Origin of the sequence: Gulosibacter sp. (assembly GCF_052090685.1) — a bacterium.
Lineage (GTDB): Bacteria > Actinomycetota > Actinomycetes > Actinomycetales > Microbacteriaceae > Gulosibacter.
The window spans coordinates 119,494-138,803 of the sequence record NZ_JBQDBE010000007.1; the positions used below are offsets into that span (position 1 = coordinate 119,494).

The 19,310-nt window shown below is 62.7% G+C and carries 20 protein-coding genes; 2 read left to right on the forward strand and 18 right to left on the reverse strand.

What is annotated here, in order from left to right; genetic code table 11:
• Window positions 1-23: 23 nt before the first annotated feature.
• From ACTHXA_RS06345 to ACTHXA_RS06355, 3 genes are all read right to left on the reverse strand, one after another.
• Window positions 24-449: a hypothetical protein gene (locus ACTHXA_RS06345; RefSeq protein WP_441670501.1), complete on the reverse strand. Its 426-nt coding sequence runs from the start codon at window positions 447-449 to the stop codon at window positions 24-26.
• A gap of 103 nt (window positions 450-552) precedes the next feature.
• Window positions 553-1,314 carry a hypothetical protein gene (locus tag ACTHXA_RS06350; protein ID WP_441670503.1) on the reverse strand — a complete coding sequence of 254 codons (762 nt, stop codon included), beginning with the start codon at window positions 1,312-1,314 and terminating at the stop codon, window positions 553-555.
• Window positions 1,315-1,337: 23 nt separating this feature from the next.
• Window positions 1,338-1,982 carry a hypothetical protein gene (locus ACTHXA_RS06355; protein WP_441670505.1) on the reverse strand — a complete coding sequence of 215 codons (645 nt, stop codon included), beginning with the start codon at window positions 1,980-1,982 and terminating at the stop codon, window positions 1,338-1,340.
• 175 nt (window positions 1,983-2,157) lie between these two features.
• Here ACTHXA_RS06355 and ACTHXA_RS06360 point away from each other — a divergent pair, with 175 nt between their 5' ends.
• Window positions 2,158-3,168, forward strand: a complete 1,011-nt coding sequence (locus ACTHXA_RS06360; RefSeq protein ID WP_441670507.1) for an o-succinylbenzoate synthase — start codon at window positions 2,158-2,160, stop codon at window positions 3,166-3,168.
• A 19-nt stretch (window positions 3,169-3,187) separates the two neighbouring features.
• On the opposite strand, the gene ccsB is transcribed toward ACTHXA_RS06360, so the two are convergent.
• From ccsB to ACTHXA_RS06385, 5 genes are read right to left on the reverse strand one after another with little or no spacing between them, the layout of a single operon-like run.
• Window positions 3,188-4,297: a c-type cytochrome biogenesis protein CcsB gene (ccsB, locus tag ACTHXA_RS06365; RefSeq protein WP_441670509.1), complete on the reverse strand. Its 1,110-nt coding sequence runs from the start codon at window positions 4,295-4,297 to the stop codon at window positions 3,188-3,190.
• Window positions 4,294-5,961: a cytochrome c biogenesis protein ResB gene (gene resB, locus ACTHXA_RS06370; RefSeq protein WP_441670511.1), complete on the reverse strand. Its 1,668-nt coding sequence runs from the start codon at window positions 5,959-5,961 to the stop codon at window positions 4,294-4,296. Before resB ends, ccsB begins: the two co-directional genes overlap by 4 nt.
• Complete coding sequence (locus ACTHXA_RS06375; RefSeq protein ID WP_441670513.1) at window positions 5,945-6,847, reverse strand: cytochrome c biogenesis CcdA family protein; 903 nt, start codon at window positions 6,845-6,847, stop codon at window positions 5,945-5,947. Before ACTHXA_RS06375 ends, resB begins: the two co-directional genes overlap by 17 nt.
• Window positions 6,844-7,455 (reverse strand): TlpA family protein disulfide reductase, encoded by a 612-nt coding sequence (locus ACTHXA_RS06380; RefSeq protein WP_441670515.1) that lies wholly within the window; start codon window positions 7,453-7,455, stop codon window positions 6,844-6,846. Before ACTHXA_RS06380 ends, ACTHXA_RS06375 begins: the two co-directional genes overlap by 4 nt.
• Complete coding sequence (locus ACTHXA_RS06385; protein WP_441670517.1) at window positions 7,452-8,138, reverse strand: histidine phosphatase family protein; 687 nt, start codon at window positions 8,136-8,138, stop codon at window positions 7,452-7,454. Before ACTHXA_RS06385 ends, ACTHXA_RS06380 begins: the two co-directional genes overlap by 4 nt.
• Before the next feature lie 140 nt (window positions 8,139-8,278).
• Here ACTHXA_RS06385 and aspS point away from each other — a divergent pair, with 140 nt between their 5' ends.
• Window positions 8,279-9,589, forward strand: a complete 1,311-nt coding sequence (gene aspS, locus ACTHXA_RS06390) for an aspartate--tRNA(Asn) ligase (protein WP_441670519.1) — start codon at window positions 8,279-8,281, stop codon at window positions 9,587-9,589.
• Between the two features lie 259 nt (window positions 9,590-9,848).
• Here aspS and ACTHXA_RS06395 read toward each other — a convergent pair whose 3' ends face one another.
• The 10 genes from ACTHXA_RS06395 to nhaA all read right to left on the reverse strand — a co-directional run bounded on the left by ACTHXA_RS06395 (window position 9,849) and on the right by nhaA (window position 19,299).
• Window positions 9,849-10,178, reverse strand: a complete 330-nt coding sequence (locus ACTHXA_RS06395) for a nucleotidyltransferase family protein (RefSeq protein ID WP_441670521.1) — start codon at window positions 10,176-10,178, stop codon at window positions 9,849-9,851.
• 148 nt (window positions 10,179-10,326) lie between these two features.
• Window positions 10,327-11,103 (reverse strand): DUF1345 domain-containing protein, encoded by a 777-nt coding sequence (locus ACTHXA_RS06400; RefSeq protein WP_441670523.1) that lies wholly within the window; start codon window positions 11,101-11,103, stop codon window positions 10,327-10,329.
• Between the two features lie 87 nt (window positions 11,104-11,190).
• The gene (locus ACTHXA_RS06405; RefSeq protein ID WP_441670525.1) at window positions 11,191-12,639 is read right to left on the reverse strand and encodes a plasmid pRiA4b ORF-3 family protein; all 1,449 of its coding nucleotides are present in this window, start codon (window positions 12,637-12,639) and stop codon (window positions 11,191-11,193) included.
• A gap of 63 nt (window positions 12,640-12,702) precedes the next feature.
• Window positions 12,703-14,352: a dihydrolipoamide acetyltransferase family protein gene (locus ACTHXA_RS06410; RefSeq protein ID WP_441670527.1), complete on the reverse strand. Its 1,650-nt coding sequence runs from the start codon at window positions 14,350-14,352 to the stop codon at window positions 12,703-12,705.
• Window positions 14,352-15,419 (reverse strand): alpha-ketoacid dehydrogenase subunit beta, encoded by a 1,068-nt coding sequence (locus ACTHXA_RS06415; RefSeq protein WP_441670529.1) that lies wholly within the window; start codon window positions 15,417-15,419, stop codon window positions 14,352-14,354. The genes ACTHXA_RS06410 and ACTHXA_RS06415 overlap by 1 nt, the downstream gene beginning before the upstream one ends.
• Complete coding sequence (gene pdhA / locus ACTHXA_RS06420) at window positions 15,416-16,585, reverse strand: pyruvate dehydrogenase (acetyl-transferring) E1 component subunit alpha (protein ID WP_441670531.1); 1,170 nt, start codon at window positions 16,583-16,585, stop codon at window positions 15,416-15,418. Before pdhA ends, ACTHXA_RS06415 begins: the two co-directional genes overlap by 4 nt.
• 144 nt (window positions 16,586-16,729) lie before the next feature.
• A complete protein-coding gene (locus ACTHXA_RS06425; RefSeq protein ID WP_441670533.1) occupies window positions 16,730-17,209 on the reverse strand; it encodes an Lrp/AsnC family transcriptional regulator in 480 nt (159 codons plus the stop codon).
• 89 nt (window positions 17,210-17,298) lie between these two features.
• Window positions 17,299-17,757 (reverse strand): hypothetical protein, encoded by a 459-nt coding sequence (locus ACTHXA_RS06430; protein ID WP_441670535.1) that lies wholly within the window; start codon window positions 17,755-17,757, stop codon window positions 17,299-17,301.
• 34 nt (window positions 17,758-17,791) lie between these two features.
• Window positions 17,792-18,058, reverse strand: coding sequence for a glutaredoxin family protein (locus ACTHXA_RS06435; RefSeq protein WP_441670537.1), 267 nt, complete (start codon window positions 18,056-18,058; stop codon window positions 17,792-17,794).
• On the reverse strand, window positions 18,055-19,299 hold the full coding sequence (gene nhaA / locus ACTHXA_RS06440) for a Na+/H+ antiporter NhaA (RefSeq protein ID WP_441670539.1): 1,245 nt from the start codon (window positions 19,297-19,299) through the stop codon (window positions 18,055-18,057). Before nhaA ends, ACTHXA_RS06435 begins: the two co-directional genes overlap by 4 nt.
• Window positions 19,300-19,310 lie beyond the last annotated feature (11 nt).

The window sequence follows — 19,310 nt, forward strand, 5'->3', positions numbered from 1 at the left end:
GCCGCAGATTCGTGGCGCTGAAGCTACCAGTTGATGGGTGCGTCGGGCAGTGTGCCGCCGTTGGCGAAGAATTGGATGATCGTGTTGCCGACGAGCCAGGCTGGCGGTGCACCGACAATGAAGGCACAAATGAAGGCGAAGATTCCGGTTCCTCGGCCCGACTTGAACACGATGGCGTAGAGGGCTGCCGCGATGCTTATGAACCCGAGGATGCCGGCGATCGTGATCCACATCTGCAGCTCAAATTGCCGCGCAATACCGAAGAAGTTGAAGAGGTACAGCCCCACCATGATGTCTGCAACGAGGGTGAGTACCGCGCCGAAAAATGCCCAGTGTCCTACCTTCCAGCGGAATGGGCTGAGCATCTGCTCGGCCCACGGCACTGGGATATCGCTGGCGTGACGATACTGGGGCGCCGTGGAGGTTTCCTCTATGCGAGCGGTCGACATCTGACGTTTGGATCCTTTTATGTTCTCGAGCGCAGCGTTGCTGCAATTCCGCCAGTCTAGTCACGCGCATCCGAGCTTGTCTTGCTTGCTTGACCAGTTGATTTTATGGATTTGGTATCAGAACAGTGGATTGTTCGTAGAGTTCGAAGGTGAGACTGGTCGAGGTGGCCATCACGTAGCCGGTGACGGGGATGCTCGTCCCGGCGATAAAGACCGTTGCGGAGTACGAGACGACGGCGGTCACGGTCACTTCGCCGCGTTCGGTGTAGCGGTGGCTCGTCGCGGTGTCGGAGAGTTCGGGGAGTCCCTGTGCGGCCCAGCTTGAGCCGAGCGAGTTGGTCGACCAGCTGTTGCCATCGCCGAAGTCCCAACGGACGCTTTGCGGTCGGAACTGCACCTGCACGGGGTGGCCGAGCAGCGTGCCGTTCACGCGGTGTGTGGATGCATCGACCCAGAAATTGACCGGTTGGCCGAGTAGGCCCCAGCCGTTCGGTTCCATGTTGAGTGTCGGTGTCTGCGGAACAATGTTGAGGATGTCGTTGACGGAAAATGACGTCGGGAGCGTCGGTCCGGACGACGCTGAGGGTGAGGATGGATCGCCGGGGCGGAAGAGATATCCCTGACACCGGTCGGATGCGGTTTCGGCTACGTTCGCGCATTCTTCGCGCCCTGCGCTGCCTCCGCCGCCGCCCGAGTTGGAACCCGAGTTGCTGCCGCCGCCGTTGTTCGAGGATGGTGAATTGTACGACTCGTTGTACTCGACTGAGACGGAGGATCCGTCGTTGTGGGTGCAAGCTCCAAACCAGCTGCTCCCGCCGTCACAGGTGTCTCCATTGGCGCTGGCTATGTTTGGAGTTGCGACCAAAAAGCATCCCGCACAGATTAGAGCTAGCAAAATTCGGATTGCGTCCACGAGTCACTCCGGTCGATTTTGTAGACGCCACCAATTGAGGCCACTCTCACGTAAATGGCATCCATGAGCCCAGTACGGTCCGGACCAACTTGCTCACCGTTTTGGTCAAGCGTCGCAGACTGCGAAAGGTCTATGCAAAGAAGGACATCAATTTGACTTGTTTTGTTCTCCACTAGTTCGCTCTTGGTTACGGGAATCTGACCTTCTGTCGAGAAAATTCCCGATTGAGCCTGCTCCAATGCTTCGCTGTTTGCCTCTCCCATGTTGCTAGTCGTGATTGCTTCTAAAGCATCGAAGTTCTCACCTTGCGTATCGATGAGCTCACCACTAATAGCCAAGTACTCCTCATACGTCTCCACAGCCACCGCGAGCGCTTCATCGTCGCTCAGCTCCGGTGCAGCAGTCGATTCGGCAACCTCGGTTTCAGGCGCGGTCACCTGTTCCGCATTCGCCACGGTTTCGCTCGGAGCCGGTTCACCTGCAGCACATCCGGCAAGCAGCGCAACAACAATTCCAGCGGCAGCCACAGGCCCGCTGAACGCACGGTGAACTACGCCATCCGCTTGGCCGCGCAACCGCGCTCCCAGATCAATCTTTCGCACTCCGTCAGCCCCGTGCATCCTGCCCCTTTCAGCGCGGTCGAGCGCGACGCACCTAACAGAACCGATGCATCCGACGCTGAGCGACCGACTCCACGAACATAATCGACCGGCACCAAGAAGCGAATGAGTTATCCACAGCGCACGATCTACTCAGAACCTGAGCCAAGATCAGACGCACTCAAGGGCGTCCGGCATGATTGAAATCATGCTTCCAACGTTGTCGGACCTGCTCGAGCGCACGCGTATCGTGTCGTTGCCGCTCAACACGAAGTTCCGCGGCGTTACCGAACGCGAGGCGGCGATCATCGAAGGCACCGAAGCCTGGACCGAGTTCTCGCCCTTCCTCGAATACGAGCCCGATGAGGCAGTCACTTGGCTCGCGGCCGCTATCGAGTACGGCTTCGATCCTTGGCTCGAGCGACGTGCAACTGGCAGCGTCGCGGTGAACGCAACGGTGCCGGCGGTCGCTCCCGAGGCGGTCCCGGGCGTGCTCGCGCGCTTCGATGGCTGCCGAACCGTGAAGATCAAGGTTGCGGAACGCGGTCAGACGCTTCGCGAGGACCTCGAGCGCATCCAGGCGGTCAAGGCTACGCTCCCCGAAGCCGCGCTTCGAATCGACGCCAATGGCGGCTGGCGCGTTGACGAAGCGGAGACCGCGCTGCGAGAAATCCACGCGAAAGGCATCCTCCTCGAATACGCAGAACAGCCCGTGGCCACGGTCCCCGAACTCGCTGAGCTGCGGCAGCGCATCCGTGACCTGGGTACGCCGATCGCGGCCGATGAGTCGGTCAGGAAGGCCTCCGACCCCGCCGCGGTCGCGAAGGCTGGTGCAGCCGACCACGTCATCGTGAAGGCACAACCGCTCGGCGGCATCCGAAAGGCCACGCAGGTGGTTCAGGATGCTGGGCTGACCGCGACGGTGTCGAGCGCGCTCGACACTTCGGTGGGGATTGTGATGGGAGCGCAGCTGGCGGCGCGGCTGCCGGAGCCACACTTCGCGGCCGGTCTCGGCACGGTTTCACTCTTCGCGGCCGATGTCCTCCAGACGCCGCGGAGACCGGTGCACGGCGAGATTTCGCTCGCCCCCGCGCTCCCCCGTGAGTCGCTGCTGCTTGAGCATCGAGCATCCGGAAAACGCGAGAACTGGTGGCATGAACGCATCCGCGCCTGCTACGAGATTCTCGTGGCGCGCGCGGATGCGTAAATCAGGTCAGTGAGCTCGGCTACATGCCCGAATAGGCGTGCAGGCCTTCGAAGAAGACGTTGACGATACCGAAGTTGAAGATGACGGTGAGGAAGCCGACGATCGATAGCCAGGCCGAGGGCGCCCCGCGCCAGCCGCGCGTGCCGCGAGCGTGCAGGTATCCGGCGTAGACCACCCAAATAATGAAGGTCCAGACTTCCTTGGTGTCCCAACCCCAGTAGCGGCCCCAGGCCCGTTCTGCCCAGATTGCACCGGCGACGAGCGTGAAGGTCCAGAAAATGAAGCCGATGACGTTGACGCGGAACGCAAGGTCTTCGAGGCGTTCGGAGCTGGGCATCGCGGAGAGCATTCCGCGCTTGCTCGCGGCCCCCGCACGGATCCTCTTCTCGCGGCGTTCCTGCACGAGTTGCAGCACCGAAAGGCCAAAACCAAGCGCGAGGAAGCCAGTTCCGAGCGAGGCCACAAAGACGTGGATCACCAGCCACCACGATTGCAGCGCGGGCTGCAGCGGCACCACGTCCACGTAGAAGCTGATCGTGGCGACACCGAGCGTGAGCGTCACAAAGCCGGTAATGAACGTACCGAGAAAGCGCAGGTCCTGCCAGAACTGCACGGCGAGGAACACCGCGACAATGAGCAGTCCCGAGGTCAGCGAGTACTCGAACATATTCGACCACGGGACTCGCTCCCCAGCGATACCGCGCAGGACCGTCGCCACGAGGTGCGCGACGAAGGCCAGCACAGTGAGCATCATCGCGATCGGCAAGAAGATCGTGTTGCGTCGGTCACGCCAGCGCACATCGCCCTTATTCGATGCACCAATCGTGCTGGAGGCAGCGCTCGCGCCGATAATGCCGGCGTCCGCAGCAGTTCCTGAGGATGCGGCGGTGACGGTATCCGAGGATTCGTCGAGTTCGGTGCCACCCGCGGAGGCTTCGGTGGCCGCCGCAGCGCCAACCAGCTGTCGTGAGCGCGACGTGGCGCCCGCCGCCGATTTCTTGGCGGCAGCATCCTTCTTTTGCGAGCCACGACCCGCAAGGTCGAGCGTGAAGGCCACAAACGCTACCGCGTAGATCACGATCGCGATATAGAGCGCTGTGTTCGACCAGTTCGAAAGCGTTTCGGTCAATTCCCTGTCTTTCCGTTTCCGGCCTTAGCCGGTGCTGTCCTCAAAGATACGAGCTTTCCGGTCTGGATGTCGACTATTTCGTTGACCGCGCGGGCAAGCTGCGGGTCTTCACCGCGCGCGAGACCGGCGAATTCGAGGAGGAGTCCGTCCGCATTGCGCGTGACCTTGATCCACACGCGGCGACGCGGCACCAGCAGCGAAGTGACGAGGCCGCCGATGGCGAGGAAGACGAAGGTAGCGACCGGTACGCGTGTGTAGTCGCGATGCACGTCGAAGGATGCGTACCGCGGGATTTCTTCATCGAGCGTCATTGTGCCCAGGCCGTTCGGGAGCTCCACGGTGTCGCCTGGTCGCAGTTCCAGTGCCGCCACGTCGGTGTCGCCACCGGCGATCTGCTCGAGTCCGGTGGTATCGAGGCTGTATACCGAGACTGGCATACCCGAATCGAGCCCGAGATCCCCCGTGTACACATTGAAGGTGAGGACCGGATCCAGCAGGTCTTGGTGACTCGAGGTCAACGCTCCTGAGGACAGCTCCATGGCTGTCGGATAGAAGAAGCCGAGGAATCCGACCTGCTCGTCGAGCCCATCCGGAACTTTCACGACACCGGTTGAGGTGAGGAAGGAGTCCTGCGGAATGAACGCAACCGAATCCCGAAAGACCTCGTTCCCCTCCGCGTCCCTGACCGTGATGGTCGGCGCATAGCCGTTCGCGAGCAGGTAGGTGTCGGCGCCGTCGAGCCGCAGCGGGTCATTCACCCGCACCGTATCTTCGGTCGGTTCTTCGCCGGGCCGCTGCACCGTGACGTGCGCGGTGTAGTCGAGCGGGATGCCGATCGCGTTGGGATTCTCTGTCTCATAGGTGACGTCGAGGTCATTGAGCTGCAGCGAAAACGGCGAGAGCTGATCGGGCGAGAAAAAGCGGCCGGGGTTGAAGGATGAATAGCTCACCAGGCCGTTGACGAAGGTCTGGCCTTCGACCAGCACGCGTTGGCCGTGCCAGCTGAATCCAGAAAGGAAGCCCACCGACAGAATCACGCCGAGCATTGCGATGTGAAAAATCAGGTTGCCGGTTTCTCGCACATAGCCGCGCTCCGCGGAGACGGAGAGCCCGCGCTTGCCCGAGTCATAGATTTCGGTGCGGTAGCGGCTCGACTTGAGCGTGCCGCGGGCGCTGTCGATGATCTCGCCTTCGCGACCGACCCATTGTTCGTCGAGCTGCAGTTTCGCGTAGGCATCGAGCCGCGACAGTCGTGCCGGGGTGCGCGGTGGCTTGGAACGCAGCGCCTTGAGGTGGTGGCTCGTTCGAGGCAGGATGCAGCCCACGAGTGAGACGAACAGGAGGATGTAGATCGACGAGAACCACCAGGTCGAGTAGACGTCGAACATGCCCCAGTCATCGAGCATCGGCGCGGTGTCGGGGTTCTCGTTGAAGTACACCGTGACCCCGTTGGGGTCGCTCGAGCGCTGCGGATAGAGCGATCCGGGTACTGCGGCAAGCGCGAGCATCAGCAACAGGATGATCGCGGTGCGCATGCTCGTCAGCCATGCCCAAAGCCCCCGCAGCGCGGTCACTACGGGGCTGGTTTTGCCGGATTTCGGGCGGGCATCGCGGGATTCGAAGCCTTCTTTACCCGCGTCAATGTGATCAGATGGGCGCGACATAGCCGGGAAGTATTGCTCCGATATAGGACACGAACTGCTGCCAAATGCCGAACACCATCAGCAGTCCGATGAGAACGATGATGCCGCCGCCGATGAGGTTGATCGTGCGGATATGTCGCTTAAGCCAGCCGACCCAGCGAGTCGCCGCATTCCAGCCCACGGCAGCAATGATGAAGGGGATGCCGAGGCCGAGGCAGTAGACGAAGGCGAGCAGGGCGCCGCGGCCGGGGGATGCGGCGTCAAAGGACAGGGTCTGGATTGCGACGAGCGTCGGGCCGAGGCACGGCGCCCAGCCGAGCGCGAAAATCGCACCGAGAATTGGCGCACCTACGAGCCCCGCCGGGGCATTCTTGAACTTAATGGTGCGTTGCCAGGGACCGGCCATGCCAATGAACACGAGACCCATCAGGATCACGAGGACGCCGAGAATCCGGATGATTGGGTCCTGATAGCGCATGAAGAATACGCCGAGCTGGCCGAATACGGCGCCCGTTAAGACGTAAATCACCGAGAAGCCGAGCACGAACAGCGTGGCGCCGATCGCGACGCGGCTGCGTGCAGGGGATTTGATTGCGGTGGCGGTTGCCGCGCCTGCGCTCGTTGCCGAGGCCGAGCCGCCACTGGTGTTCGAGCCTGTGCCCGCGGCATCGGATGCATCCTGGCCGCCGGTCGCACCCGCTTTGCTTTTCGGCTCCGGCGGTGCCGAAACTGCCCCGAGCATCCCGACGTAGCCGGGAATCACGGGGAGCACGCAGGGGGACGCGAAGGAGACAAACCCGGCGAGGAGCGCGAGCGGCAACGCCACGAGCAGCTGCCCGCTCATGATCGTTTCGCCCGGGCCCGCGGCAAGCGTGGTGCCCGCCGAGGCGGCGAGCTCGATAATCACTGTGCCTGCTCTTCGAGCACCGTGTCGATCATTTCGCTGAGCACCGAGGGATCAGCGACACCGCGAATCACCGACGCCACCGAACCGTTCTTATCGATCACGAGCGTTGACGGGATCGCTTGCGGCGGCACGTTGTCAGAGAAGGCGAGTCGAACGGATGCGGTTTCGACGTCAAGGATGGAGGGGTAGGTGATCCCAAATTCCTCGTTGAAGGATGTCGCGGTGGGAGCCTGATCGTAGACGTTGACGCCGATGAAGTTCACACCCGCATCGGCATAGTCCTGATTGACCTGCTCGAGGTCGGGCGCCTCAATGCGGCACGGCGGGCAGGCGGCGTACCAAAAGTTCATGACGACCACTTCGCCCTCGTAGTCCGCACTGCCGACGGTGTCGCCCGATTCCACGGTGCCCTCATAGGAGACCGGCTGCGCGCGCTCCGCTTGCGGATATACCTCCCACGAGCCGTCACCGGCGACGTAGCCCTGCTCCGCATCCGCCGCGTACTGTTCGGCAAAGGTGTCGTTGGCGCAGCCGGAGAGGGTGAAGGCCGCTGCGGCACTCAAGGCAATGGCGAGGCCACGTCGATAACGGCGAATTCGGTTGGTCACACGGCTCCCTGATCGGTCGCTGAAGCGAGTTCACTTGCTGCCGGTTCGCGGTATCCGGCTTCGGTGAATCCGGTTGCGGGATGGTATTCGAGCACCGTAATACTCGAAAGGGAGCATCGGCGCTTGGACGGGTTGTGTGCCAGCGGTTGATGGGTAACCGCGCGATGCACCATCCAGATCGGCAGCTGATGAGACACAACGATAACATCTGCCGCTGCATACGGGTCCGTCTCGTCAATCGTTCGTGGGTCTGATTTCGCGGCGAGCGCATGTTCGAGCAAGGAATCGCGCATCCGGTCGCGAACCTCGGTAAAGGGCTCGCCCCAGCTGGGCAGCCACGGTCGCGTCAAAAGCGGCCAACTACGCGGCTTGAGTAGCGTCGAATCGCGGCCGCGCATCCGTTGGCCTTCAAAACTGTTCCAGGGCTCCACCACGCGGTCATCAATAATCGGTTCCAAGCCGAGCGCTTCCGCGATCGGTTCTGCCGACTCCCGGGTACGTTGCAGCGGCGACACCACGAGGCGCACTGCTGGCACCTCCCGCGCCTGCAGATCATCGGCAGCAAGCTGCGCCATCCGTCGGCCCTTGTCGCTGAGCCCGAAGTTTGGGAGGCGACCGTAAAGCACACCGTCGGGGTTAAATACTTCACCATGGCGAACAAGATGGATGCGCTGCGCCTTCATACTGCAAGTCTACGGTCGTCCACCGACACTGCGACATCGCGCGCACGATCGCTTGCGAGACCCAGACGCGCGTTCGTCGCGCACGCACGGCCTTGGCACCCATCTCGCGCGGTGTCGCTTGCTGGCGCTAAGGTGGACGGGTGACTGAACGTACCCTCATTAATGCACTCGCCGCTCTCGAAGACGGTCCCGTCAAAATCCAGGGCTGGGTAGACACCGTCCGTGACCAAAAGAAAGTGCAGTTCGTCGTGCTTCGCGATGAGACTGGCGCTTGCCAGATTGTGAATCCGCGCAGTGAGGGTCGCGAAACGATCAGCGATCAGATTTCAAATCTTGCTCAGGGCACGATGCTCACCGTCGAGGGTGACCTTAAGAAGGATGAGCGGGTCAAGCTCGGCGGGCTCGAGGTTAAGGTTTCGTCGATCACGGTGGAGTCGGAAGCTGACCCGGAGACTCCGATTGCGGATGACTCATCCATCGATAAGCGTCTCGACTGGCGCTTCCTCGACCTGCGCACCGAGCGCAACAACGTGATGTTCCGCGCGCAGACCACGATGACGCACGCGATGCGCAACTACTGGTACGACCGCGACTACATCGAGATTTTCACGCCGAAGTTCATGGCCACCGCGTCGGAATCGAACGCGGAGCTCTTCAAGGTCGAATACTTCGACGGCGTCGCCTACCTCGCGCAGTCGCCGCAGTTCTTCAAGCAGATGGCGCAGTCGGCTGGCTTCGGCGCCGCGTTCGAGATCGGTCCCGCATTCCGTGCCGACCCTTCGTTCACCTCGCGCCACGCGACCGAGTTCACTTCGGTGGATGCAGAGCTGTCATGGATCGAGTCGCACGCCGATGTCATGGACATGCAGGAAGAACTCATCCGCACCGCACTCACCGCAGTGAAGGAGCGCCACGGTGACGCGATCAAGGCGCAGTTTGATGTCGAGATCAATCTGCCCGAGAACCCGTTCCCGCGCGTCCCTCTTCTTGAGGCGCGCGAGATCGTGGAGTCGCGCGGCCACAAGTTCGAACGCCAGGACCTCGACATGGACCCTGAAGGCGAGCGCGAGATTGGCCGCTGGGCACTCGAAGAGCACGGCAGCGAGTTCGTGTTCCTCACCGACTACCCCGCATCGATTCGCCCGTTCTACCACATGCGTCACGAGAACGACGCGACGCTCACAAAGTCATACGACCTCGTGTGGAACGGCGTCGAGATCTCGACCGGCGCGCAGCGTGAGCACCGCATTGACCCCCTTATCGCGCAGATTGCCGACAAGGGCATGGATGCGAAGTCGCTCGACTTCTACCTCGACTTCTTCCGCTACGGTGCTCCCCCGCACGGTGGCTTCGGCATGGGGCTGTCGCGCATGCTGATGCTGATGCTGCACCAGCCGAACCTGCGCGAGGTGACCTACCTCTTCCGCGGGCCGAACCGCCTGCAGCCGTAGGTTTTCGACTGCAGTTATTGCCTGAGCGGCGCGTGTATCACTTCGGTGGTGCACGCGCCGCTTCAGGCCTTCCTGCGTCGCTTTAGCAGCGCTGAAATCACTTCAGCGGCCACTGCATCGCTCGAACCGTACCTGCAAAATCCCTAGTGGGGTCCAGGACAGAGCGATGGCGCCTTATTGGGGCACATGGCATCGGCTGAGACCCCAATCGGGATTTGCGAACGCAGAATGTCAGCGACGCGCTGTTCTGCACTGCGAGTCACAATGAAATCGCGTCCGCGAGCGCGGCTTCAGAAATCGGCTGCCTCAGTAGCTGCGCCGGGAAGATGTCGATGTCGTCGCGTCCGTACAAGATGCGCGTCTCCTCCATGAGGCCGGATGCTCGCATAAGTATGTTGCCATCGGCCGGGTCCATTTCCACGAGGATGTCGATGTCGCTGTTCACCTGCGCGGTACCTTTGGCGACTGAACCGAAGAGCCTGGGGTTAGTTGCCGAGTACTTTGCCAACAGCTCCTGGAACTCGGTGCGACGCGCATCCAACAGCTCGCGGAGAGCGAGTGTCTCGGGTGTGGCATCGATCGTGGACATGGTTTAAGTCTACCGAGAGCCTGATTAGACGCGAAGGGCTCATCTCCTACGAGAATTGGATCTCCCTATTGGGGCGTAGAAACACGCGATGGCATCTTGTTGGGGCACATGGCGCCGACTGAGACCCCAATCGGGACGTTACGCGCTGCTACACGACCGCCGGCAACGCCACCGAGATCACCAACGCAATAATCACGGTGTTGAAGATGTAGCCGAGCACATTGTGGGCCAGCGCAGCCCGGCGCACCGACGTCGTGCGCAACGCAGCGTTCCCGAAGCCGTACGCGGTGGACATTTGCACTGAGAGCATGCCGAAGTCCGTGAGTTTCAGCGGGTCGATGTTGTCTGGGAAGGAGATCGCGTCGCTGATTGCCCACTCGCGCAGATAGCGCACGGCAAACCCAAGGATGATCAACAACCACGACCCGACCACTGCGCCAAGAGTGCCCAATGTCGCAACCGGCGCATCCCGAATTCCCGGGCCGACCAACAGCAGTACAACGGTCGCGAGCGACAGCATGCCCGCTCCGATCGCGACCCTGACCTCATCCAGACCATATCGCTTAATGCGCTGCGCTTCGGCATGAGATCTCGGCGCGGAAGCTCGAGCGACAAACGCGAGTTCCTTGCCGCTGAGACCGCGGAACGCGTACGCGGTGAGTGCGAAGTACAGCACCGAGTTCAACAGGAGCATGAGCCCGTACAGAATGATGAGCTGCACTGCCATCTGCTGAAACAGTGTCCGCCAGCCCGTGATTGCATCCGCATCGGTGATGATCCCGGTGACCAAAGCAATCACCGCGAGCGCCGGGACGCTCGCGATCCACTGCCGCGGTTCTTCGCGCGCGAGCCACCGCGGTTTGAGCGCCTGGTGGCTCCCCGCACGCTCGTTCGCTGGGTTTCGTGTCTCGGATGCGGTGGTCACTTTTCGAGGGTACCGAAGCGTTCGTGTGCGTCGATACGGTGCTTGCGGTGGATCCTGCGATCAGCCGCCAGCACCGCCTCGAATCCGTCAGGCTCGAATGACGCTACGGGCCATTGCGGCGACTTGCTCATGCGGGAGACGCCCCCAGCCATTGCGAGTCGATCCCGCAAGAATCTTCAGTGCGTCGAGCGTGGGGCTCATTGGGTGAGGAGGAGCGTGGCGGTCACGGCCATCACGCCAGCCAAGATCGAACATGAAGCCGCTAATGGTCCCGTTCCAGAATTTTACGGGGCAGTCACTTCCGACTACGGCGAGAGCAGTCCAGCCCAGGTGCCGGTCCACTTGTGACTTGCCGAGCGGGAGGCGCCCGAGGATATGGCGCAAGAGCGCTTGTGGATCGTCCGCGCACCGCTTGGCTGCCTGCGTCGGGGAGATTCGGCCTTTGCGTACCGAGACGAGACCCAGGGCACGCGCAGTGTCGCGCAGATCGGCCACTGGCGGCGTCATATCTTCGCGATTCGCCTTGCCGATCCACCACTCGATGATCCCTGCGCGCTTCGCGATCTGCTCGACATCCGCTGGCTTCAAATAGCCTGCCTGGGTGAGGTTCGCCCCGTCCCCGATCACCTCGAGGAGCATACGGAAGGGCTCAGTTGCTTCGGCAGCGGCCGCCGCGCTGACCTCAGTGGTGCCATGGGATTCGGGCCGTGCGAGCATCTCCCAAAGACTCCGCCCGCTTTGACTGCGCTCGAACTCGAGCAGTTCCGCAAGCTCCGCAGTGACTGGCGGCGGGTCCGCGATAGCCAATGCAATGTCCCGGTTCGTCGATTCAACGTCGAAGACATCCGGGTGCCACTTGTCGCCCAGCCACACGAGACCGATCTCCGTGTTCTCGAATACTCGTGGGAGCAACTTCTCGTCGTAGTCGCCGCGAACCCACGCAGCGAGCTCCGCGTAGCCTCCGGTACCGCCGCAGTCTTCCGGTGGGCACGCGAGTTTTCCGTCCACGCATCGCGGTACTTCTGGTGGATCAGCGAGCACCTTCTCGACGCGCAACTCGTGCTCCCACCCGTCGCCAAAGTCATAGTCGTACCAGAGTCGGTCCCCCTTGGCCTCGAAGACCTGGTCGAGTCGCACATCGTCTTCGAGGATGCCCTGGTCACCTTCCTCAAGGTCGAAGCGGGTGAGAAAGACGGGCGGAGGATTGCGATCATTAGTCGTCCGGAAGGTGTGCAAATGGCTGCCCGTCCACCCCATCGCCGCCTGGACCACGTCATGCAGGCGATTGAGCATGATGTCGCCCGGAACTTCGAGGCGTCGCCACACCGGAGGCTTCACGTCGAGCAGGTCAAGCCGAATTGCGAACCCGCGCACCGCATCCGGAATCGGCAACAGCTCCGGCTCAGGCAGCGGCTCCATCCCAAACATGCCGAAGCCACCAGCGGGCGGCCCGCCGATCGGCTGCCCAAATGCGCCGACAGAAACGTTCTCGCCGCCATGGTGAGAACTGAACGGATCGAATCCACTTGGAGTCATCTGCGTCCTCTCGCCGCTGCACGATTCGTGCCTGCCAACATACGGCAATGAGGCTGAGTCCAACTACAGATCCGCAAACAGCAGAGCGGGCCGTTCCATCCGGTCGGTGACGTACGTCAAGAATGCACTCGCTGCATCCCCGTCGCAGACGCGGTGGTCGAATACGAAACTCACCGTCATCACGGTGCGTACCGCAAGTTCGCCGGCAACGACCCACGGGCGTTCCTTGAGCCGCCCAATTCCGAGCATCGCCGCTTGGGGCAAATTGATGATCGGGCTCGAACCGTCGACACCAAATCCGCCGTAGTTATTCAGCGTGAACGTGCCGCCCTGCAGCTGGCTCGGCGAGAACTTCCCGCGCGGCGCCTCCGCGACGAGTTCACCGATACCGTCGCGCAGTTCGCGCAGCGTCATCGCGCTCGCGCCGTGGACCACCGGAACCGACAGTCCACGCGGTGTCTGCGCCGCGATTCCGAGATTGACTGTGCCATGTTCGACGATCTCGTTCGCGTCCTTGTCGAAGGATGCATTGAGCCGCGGATGCTGCTGCAGCCCCGCCACGACAATCCGCGCGATAAGCGTCGTGAGACTGAAGCGCTCATCAGTGCTTTCTTGGAGCTGCTTCCGCAGTTCGAGCAGCGGCGTCACGTCGGCGTCGAGCCAGATGGTCGCCTTCGGCACGCTCGCGTGCGACTGCTCCATGTGCTCGGCGACGATCGCGCGCATTCCATCCACCGGGATGCGACGGTCCTCGCCCGCAGGAACCTGCGCGGCAGTCTCCTGCCCGGCAGGATGCGCGGCCTGGCCCGCGGCTTCGGCTGTCGGTTGCGTGCGCAATTGCGTCACGGTCGCGCCGGCCGCAGCGTGCGGTTGAGTCGCTGCTGGCTGAGCCGCCGTTTGCGCACCGGCAAGCGTCGCCACAGCCTGCTGCACGTCGGCCCGCAAGACCAGTCCGCCTTGACCGCTACCCTGTAAGTGCCGCGCGTCAAAGCCTGCCGCTTGCGCTTCGCGGCGCACGAGTGGTGACATCACTGGGGAATTGCGTTGCTCATCGATGAGCGCGACACGGGCGTTCATGGCCGCTAGCTGCTCAGTACCGACGGGCACGCTCGCACTGTTGGGCTGTTGGGTCGCACCGCTGTCGGTAGCGGCTTCAGTCTCGCACGCATCCGTCTCGCAACTGAGCTGCTTGCTGCGGCGCTTAAACCGGCCGCCTTCGGGTCGCCGCAATCGTGCGGTGGATTCCTTGGTGCCGTAACCGACGAGCACGGCGCCCGAGCCCTCGGATGCCGCATCATCCGCGGCAGTGCTCGCGCTGCTGCCGCTCCAACCACGACCAACGTCGGACACGGAACCCGGAGCACCGTCGTCGGGCTCCGCGTCCACGGCCGAGCCGCCGGTACCCGCGCTACCAGCGCCACCATCGGCCGTATCTGAACCAGCACCAGGGCCGGCACCGGCATCCGCGCCAACCGGCTCAACGGCAAGCAGTACCTGACCAGCCTGCATCACTTCACCCTCGCCCGCACCGAGCGACACGACTCGCCCCGCATAAGGCGTGGGCAATTCGACCACGGATTTCGCGGATTCAACTTCCACGACGAGCTGGTCGATCGTGACCTCGTCGCCAACGGCGACCTTCCACTCGACGATCGTCGCCTCAACGAGTCCCTCGCCGAGATCGGGGAGAATAAATTCCTGTACGTCAGCCATCACCACTCCCAACGGTCCATCGCGGCGAGCACACGCTCCGCGGTCGGCAAGAAATACTCTTCGAGCTTTGGCGCCGGGTACGGCACATCGAAACCGGTGACGCGCAGCACGGGCGCATCCAACCAGTAGAAGTTTCGCTCGGTCACGCGGGCGACCACTTCGGCCCCGTAGCCACCAAACTGCTGCGCCTCGTGAATCACCACCGCGCGCGAGGTCTTCCGCACCGACTCGGCGACGGTCTCATCGTCAAAGGGTGAGAGCGTGCGCAGGTCGATCACCTCAACCGAAAGATCTTCGTCGGCGCCAACTCGAGCCGCCTCAAGCGCCACTTCAACGGTCGGACCGTAGGCGAGCAGCGTCGCATCCGTCCCCTCACGGAGCACGCGGGCGCGGTTCATCGGCGCGGGTGCATTCGCACGGTCAACCTCGCCCTTCGCCCAGTAGCGCCGCTTCGGCTCAAAGACGATCACCGGGTCGTCCGACTCGATTGCGCCGCGCATCAGGTGATACGCATCCTGCGCATTCGATGGCGTCACGACCGTGAGTCCGGGGGTGTGCGTCCAATACGCTTCGGAGGAGTCCGAGTGGTGCTCAACCCCGCCGATGCCACCGCCATACGGGATGCGAATCACGAGTGGCAATTCCACCCGGCCACGTGTGCGGTTGCGCATCTTCGCGAGGTGCGAGAACACCTGCTCGAGCGCCGGATAGCTAAAGGCGTCGAATTGCATCTCGACGACCGGACGCATCCCGGCCATCGCCATGCCAATCGCCGAACCAACAATCCCCGATTCGGCGAGCGGCGCATCCCACACCCGGTCTTTGCCGAACTCGGCCGCAAGCTTGTCGGTGACTCGGAAGACGCCGCCGAGCGGGCCGACGTCCTCGCCGAAAATCACCACGCGGGGGTCTTCTGTGAGCGCATCGCGCAGGGCCGCGTTGATCGCGCCGGCAATTGAGAGTGATTCGGTCTTCGGTGCGGGCCGTTCGGTTCGTTGCACCTCGTCAGCGCCGTCACCCCGCGCTTCGTATTCGGCGGGCTGGGTAGGCATAGTTAGGGCAGTCATGATTGTGCTCCCTCGGGTTCGCGCGCGGCGAGCTCTTCGGCGAGCAGTTCGCGCTGTTCAAGTAGAGACGCCCGCGGACTCGCGTAGACGTGCTCGAAGAGTTCGAGCGGGTCGACCTCGACCGTCTCATTCATGGCATCACGGGTCTTCGCTGCGTTGTCTTCCGCGGCGGCGTTGATCTCGGCTTCGAGCTCCTCGCCGAGCAGGTCGCGGTCACGCAGGTAGGTTGCGAGGCGCTGGATGGGGTCAAAGGGTGCCCACGCTTGGGCCTCTTCCGAGGTCCGATAGCGAGTCGGGTCATCCGAATTCGTGTGCGATTCGAGGCGATAGGTGCGCGACTCGACCAGGGTCGGTCCCTGACCCGCCCGGGCCCGCGCCACCGCATCCTGCAACACCGCGATGACCGCGGCGACATCGTTGCCGTCAACCCAGACGCCGCGCATCCCGAGCCCGGCGGCGCGGTCGGCAATCGACCTGGAACGCGTTTGCGACTGCAGCGGGGTCGAAATCGCGTACTGGTTGTTCTGGACGAAAAACACCGTCGCGGTGTTCCACGTGGCCGCGAAGTTCATCGCCTCGTGCGCGTCTCCCTCGCTCGACGCGCCATCGCCGAGATACGCGAGCGTCACCGTGTCGCGGCCCTGCAGCCTTTCCGCGTGAGCGAAGCCGACCGCGTGCAGCGCCTGCGTCGCGAGCGGCGTGGATTGCGTACTGATATTGAACTCGTAGGGATCGTAGGAGTTGTGCCAGTCACCGCGGAAGAAGCTGAGCAGATTCCGGGGCGGCACACCCCTCGTGAGCAGCGCCGATGATTCCCGGTAGCTCGGGAACATCCAGTCCTGCTCGCCAAGGGCGAGCACGCTGCCAACTTCGCCTGCTTCTTGACCGTATGCCGAGGGGTAGGTCGCAAGCCGGCCCTGTCGAGTAAGCGCCGTCACCTGCGCTTCCCAACGTCGGGCAATCACCATGCGGCGGTATGCGTCCTGCAGCGTTTCGGCATCGGGCATCGCGTATTCACCCGCGTGCTCAGCGGGTTGTCCGTGCTCGTCGATAAGACGAATCGGATGCTCTCCCGGCAACTGCTCGAGGAGCTGTTCGTATCGTGAATTCTGGTTTATGAGCGCCGGCCCACGGGGCTCAGTCGGCTCGACTTCGTTGTCTCGCATGTATCCAGGATGCGCCGGTCAGCCTGGATATTGGAACTCGTTTTGGCAACTTCGGTCAGCCGGTCATTCTGTCTAGTGCAGCCCGCCATTCGTCCAATTTTTGGGGATGAATTGGGCCGTTCGTCCGGACGCGTCAAGCATGGATCAGTCGGCTGATGTGCCGGTGTGCGGTCCCTCGTCGATCTGGAATGGATCGCGCGTCCCCTCACCGATGACCAGATGCGTGCGCACCGAACTCACGCCGGGTAGCCGCAGCACTCGGCGCAGCACAATCGTGCTCAGCGCGTCGTGGGTGGGTGCGGCGATTTCGACGACGTAGTCAATATCGCCCGCGATGGTTTGCACGCGCACGACATAGGGCACGTCGAGCAGTGCGTCTGCGAGATCTGCGCCCTCCGGTGTCGCACCGGTATCGACGACCAGCAGCGCGCGGACTGGGAGGCCGGCTTGTGCGGGGTCGACGAGTGCGGAAAAGCCACTGATGACACCGCGGTCGATGAGGTGTCGCACTCGCTCGTGCGCAGTTGACCGGGAAACATGCACTTCTTCGGCGAGCGCCCGAATCGACAGGCGCGCGTCTCTGCGAAGGGCTCGCACGATCGCGCGATCTATTTCATCCAACATTTCGCCCCCTCGCGCCGCTCACAACCTTGCGCCATCGCGCGTCGCTGCCTGTCGATCATCTCATTCTTGGCGCGGTTTCCTCGCAGGCGCTAATCAAGTGGCGTCCAGTTCAGCCCGCCGCGAGAATTTTCCTCAACGTGCACAGGGACCCAGGTGTCGAGGTTGTACCGGTAGCCACCACCGGCAACTGACCGGAAGTGCGGGCCGTCCTCCTGTTCGCCTACGCCGGTGGCCCGGTGGTCTTTGAGTACGAGCCCGGCTGCGAACACCTGGCGCTTCACCGAATAGGGCAGGCTTTCGGCGCCACCCACGAAGCTGCGCAGTTCCAGCCCATCCTGGCGCCGACGAATCACGAGCTCGGCACTTTGGGGCGTGAGATCCCCACCCAGCTCCGGGTTCTGCGCGTAGGTGACGATCGCCGCGACGATATCGCCCGGCCAGGACACCTTCTCCGTGGACAGCTTTTGCCACAGCACGGAGGCGCCCTTCCAGACCAGTACCACGGCCAATACCAGCCCAAGCACGATCCACATCACCGCGTCGCCCATGCCGGTAGTCAAGCATGTCTTGCTGCGGCGGAGTTCAACTCAGCGATTTGCGGAGCCGTTCCTGCTGCACGAACCACGTTGCATGCTGCTCGCCGTCGATGAGAACTACCGGAATCAGTTCGCCGTACTGCCGCTGCAGTTCCCGATCTTCCAGGATGTTGTGCCGACGAAGCGTGGCACCGGAGCGTTCGACCTCCGCAGTAACGATAGCGAGCGCATCCTCACACAGGTGGCAACCTGGTTTTTCGTAGAAGTCAACGACGTGGGGATCACGTGAGCCCCGAAAGATCCGGCCGATCACGGCATCCTCACCTTGCCGGACTTCAACTCGTCCACCTTGTGCGCCCGCTCACGCAATCGCAGCGTGCCGATCGCGACGACCGCGGCGGCGAGCGAGCCAATGATCACGCCGAGGTGCGCGTAGTCCAACAGCTCGGTGTTGCCGCGGAATGCGAGCTCACCGATGAGCAAGGACACTGTGAACCCGATCCCCGCGAGCCCACCGAGTGCGGCAATGTCCTTGAGATTGAGCGAGCTGTCGAGCCGGAACATGGGGAGCCTATGCAGCACCAAGACAGTGAAGAAGACGCCAAGCGGCTTGCCGATAAACAACCCGAGGAACACACCGAGGAAGACCGGATGCGTCAGCGCCTCGATGAAGGTGCCGTCACCTACTGCAAAGGGCACACCTGCGGCAAAGAATGCGAACAGTGGCAACGCAACTCCCTGCGAGAGTGCGTTCCAGTCGTGCTCCATATCCTCGGCTAGCGAAATCTTGTCGCCGGCGCGGGGTAGCGCGGGCACCATGAGCCCGAGCAGGACACCCGCGATGGTCGCGTGCACCCCGGAACGCAGCATGAAGTACCAGGCGACGATGCCCAGCGGGATGAGGAGCCAGCGGGGGTTCCAACCGCGGTTGACGCACAGTGCGTAGAGCGCGATCGTGACCAGGGATGCAGCCAGCCACCAGAGCGAGAGCGATTCGGTGTAGAAGATGGCGATCACGGTGATGCCGAGCAGGTCATCCATCACCGCGAGGGTGAGCAGGAACGCCCGGAAGGGCGAGGGCAGACCCTTCCCGAAGACCGCGAGCAAGGCGAGTGCGAAGGCAATATCGGTCGCAACCGGAATCGCCCAGCCCTCGAGCGCATCCATGCCCATCGTCGAGACCACGACGGCATACACGATGGCAGGCACGGCCATCCCGCCCACAGCCGCGGCGATCGGGAGCGCGGCCTTACGCGGATCGCTCAACTGGCCGGTGACGAACTCGCGTTTGAGCTCAATGCCGACCACGAAAAAGAAGATCGCGAGCACGCCGTCGCTCGCCCAATGACCCACCGTCATGTGGTCGATGCCGAGCGCGGGGATCGCGAGCTCAAAGTCCTTGATCGCGGTATATGTCGAGGCGAGGGGTGTGTTTGCCAGGATCATCGCGATGACCGCGGCGACGAGCAGCAGTGTGCCGCCGACTTTGCGGGAGTTCAATCGCTCACGAAGCGAGAATGTGTCATCGGGACGGCGTTTGGGCAGCATTGCCATAGCGCAAAACC

Coding starts and splice junctions, on each gene's coding strand:
- ACTHXA_RS06345 (WP_441670501.1), bottom strand. CDS start 449: ATGTCGACCGCTCGCATAGAGGAAACCTCCACGGCGCCCCAGTATCGT.
- ACTHXA_RS06355 (WP_441670505.1), bottom strand. CDS start 1,982: ATGCACGGGGCTGACGGAGTGCGAAAGATTGATCTGGGAGCGCGGTTG.
- ACTHXA_RS06360 (WP_441670507.1), top strand. CDS start 2,158: ATGATTGAAATCATGCTTCCAACGTTGTCGGACCTGCTCGAGCGCACG.
- resB (WP_441670511.1), bottom strand. CDS start 5,961: ATGTCGCGCCCATCTGATCACATTGACGCGGGTAAAGAAGGCTTCGAA.
- ACTHXA_RS06385 (WP_441670517.1), bottom strand. CDS start 8,138: ATGAAGGCGCAGCGCATCCATCTTGTTCGCCATGGTGAAGTATTTAAC.
- ACTHXA_RS06395 (WP_441670521.1), bottom strand. CDS start 10,178: ATGTCCACGATCGATGCCACACCCGAGACACTCGCTCTCCGCGAGCTG.
- ACTHXA_RS06405 (WP_441670525.1), bottom strand. CDS start 12,639: ATGACTCCAAGTGGATTCGATCCGTTCAGTTCTCACCATGGCGGCGAG.
- ACTHXA_RS06410 (WP_441670527.1), bottom strand. CDS start 14,352: ATGGCTGACGTACAGGAATTTATTCTCCCCGATCTCGGCGAGGGACTC.
- ACTHXA_RS06415 (WP_441670529.1), bottom strand. CDS start 15,419: ATGACTGCCCTAACTATGCCTACCCAGCCCGCCGAATACGAAGCGCGG.
- pdhA (WP_441670531.1), bottom strand. CDS start 16,585: ATGCGAGACAACGAAGTCGAGCCGACTGAGCCCCGTGGGCCGGCGCTC.
- ACTHXA_RS06425 (WP_441670533.1), bottom strand. CDS start 17,209: ATGTTGGATGAAATAGATCGCGCGATCGTGCGAGCCCTTCGCAGAGAC.
- ACTHXA_RS06430 (WP_441670535.1), bottom strand. CDS start 17,757: ATGGGCGACGCGGTGATGTGGATCGTGCTTGGGCTGGTATTGGCCGTG.
- nhaA (WP_441670539.1), bottom strand. CDS start 19,299: ATGGCAATGCTGCCCAAACGCCGTCCCGATGACACATTCTCGCTTCGT.